At 64.0% G+C, this 2,135-nt stretch carries 1 protein-coding gene and 1 pseudogene; both read left to right on the top strand.

Going from position 1 to position 2,135, the window contains the following annotated elements; genetic code table 11:
* Positions 1-104 precede the first annotated feature (104 nt).
* Positions 105-332: pseudogene (locus tag BUA29_RS11835) on the top strand (pilus assembly protein PilP); the annotation flags it as partial.
* A 16-nt stretch (positions 333-348) separates the two neighbouring features.
* Entirely contained in the window at positions 349-2,070 is a 1,722-nt protein-coding gene (locus BUA29_RS11830; protein ID WP_072756710.1) for a type IV pilus secretin PilQ, read from the top strand.
* The last annotated feature ends 65 nt before the right edge of the window (positions 2,071-2,135 follow it).

The following is a 2,135-nucleotide window of genomic DNA, read 5'->3' as shown; positions in this document are numbered from 1 at the left end:
CGTCAGCCCCAAAGCCTGGGTGAAGAGTTGTTCTTGCATCCGCCAAGGCTGACATCATCCGGCGGCCCGTTCCACACCAGACGCGATGGAGCCAGATGTTCTCGCTGGACAGCCTGAAGATGGTTGGCACCCTGGGGGCCGGCAAGAACTTGGTCGGGTTGGTCATGGCGCCCGACAAGGTGACCTACAAGGTCAAGCCGGGTGACTACATGGGGCAAAGCGACGGCCGGGTGACCGGCGTTTTCGAAGACCGGATTGAACTGGTCGAACTGGTTCCGGATGGCGCGGGTGGCTGGCTCGAACGCCCCGCCAGGCTGGCGCTCGACAATTGAGATTGGGGAAGAGACGATGACCTGCATCTACGCCACGCAAACGCAGCCTGTCCGGCGTTCCTTGACCATCAGCGCACTGGCCGCAGCGCTCGCGCTCGGCCTGGCTGGCGCTGGGGCCGCACCGACCCCCGCTCTCGCGGCCGGGGTTGGCCAGTCCGCCACCGGTGGCGGGGCCGATCCGGCCAAGCGCCTGCCGGATGCGGTATCGCTGGCCGCGATCGACTTCAAGCGCGGTGACGGCGGCGCCGGCAAGCTGATTCTGCGCTTCTCGGGCGAGGGTGCCGCGCCGGATCTGCGCACCCAGGGGAGCAATGTGGTGGTGGACATCGGCAACGCCCAGTTGCCGGCCGCCCTGCAGCGCCCGATCAACGTGGTCGATTTCGCCACCCCGGTGCAGCGCGTCGAAGCGCATCCGACCAGCAACGGCGTGCAGCTGGTGCTGGGCACCAAGGGGGCGTTCGAGTCGATGGCCTACCAGACCGGTAACGAATACATCGTCGAGATCGTGCCGCGTGCCACGCCAGTGGCAAGCGCGGCCCAGGCCGATGGCAAGGCGATGGGCGCGGTCGTTGCCGGTGATGCGGCGACCACCGGCAGCGTGCGCTACAGCGGCAAGCCGGTGAGTTTCAACTTCCAGGACGTGCCGGTGCGCACGGTGCTGCAGCTGATTGCTGAGGAATCCAACCTCAACATCGTTGCCGCTGACACCGTGCAGGGCAACGTCACCCTGCGGCTGGTCAATGTGCCGTGGGATCAGGCGCTGGATCTCGTCTTGCAGGCCAAGTCGCTGGACAAGCGCCGTAACGGCAACGTGATCTGGGTGGCCCCGCAGAAGGAAATCGCCGACTTCGAGCAGGCCAAGGAAGATGCCCGTATCAATCTTGAGGAGCGGGCGCAGAAAGTGACCGAGTACATCCCGGTCAACTACGCCAGTGCGGAGGATATTGCCCGCTTGCTGACCGAGGAAAGCAAGGGCAACCAGCAGGGCGGCGTGCAGGGTCAGAACGTGCAGGATCGTGGGTTCCTGTCCGGTCGTGGCAGCATCAGCTTCGACAAGCGCACCAACACCCTGCTGGTGATCGACATCCCGCAGCGGGTCGAAAGCATCAAGAAGCTGGTGCAGGAGCTGGACAAGCCGGTTGACCAGGTGGTGATCGAAGCCCGGATCGTGATCGCCAACGAAAATGTGGCGCGCGAGCTGGGGGCCAAGTTCGGGATCACCGGGGTGGACCACAACGGCAAGATCTTCTACAGCAACAGCATCAGCAACAACATCGCGAACCAGAATTCAATCCTCAACGCCTACCAGCAGAACAACAGCACGACGCCGCCGACGCCGCCGGCGGTCCCAACCATCACCCGCGGACTGAACTGGAACATGCCGGCAGCGTTGCAGAACCCGGGTGGGTCGCTGGCGCTGTCCATCCTCAACGCGGGCTATGCACTGGATGTCGAGCTGTCGGCCATCCAGGAGCAGGGCCGCGGCGAGGTGATCTCCAACCCGCGCATCGTCACCAGCAACCAGAAGGAAGCGGTGATTCGGCAGGGTAAGGAAATCGGCTACCTGACCGTGTCCGGCGGCCAGGGCGGCAACGTCCCGACCGTGCAGTTCAAGGAAGCGCTGCTGGAGCTGAAGGTCACCCCGACCATCACCAACGATGGCCGTGTGTTCCTCAACATGGGCGTGAAGAAGGACGAGCTGGACGGCTTCATAGAATCTCCGCAAGGAAACCCCTGACTTGAGTCAGGGGAGGAATTGCGGGTGCGCGAAGCGCACCATGTGGTATAAACTGTGACGCATGG

It is taken from the genome of Thermomonas hydrothermalis, assembly GCF_900129205.1.
GTDB lineage: Bacteria > Pseudomonadota > Gammaproteobacteria > Xanthomonadales > Xanthomonadaceae > Thermomonas > Thermomonas hydrothermalis.
This window is presented reverse-complemented; position numbering and strand designations above follow the sequence as displayed.

Excerpts from the sequence above, each read along its gene's own strand:
- BUA29_RS11830 (WP_072756710.1), top strand. The coding sequence starts at position 349 with ATGACCTGCATCTACGCCACGCAAACGCAGCCTGTCCGGCGTTCCTTG.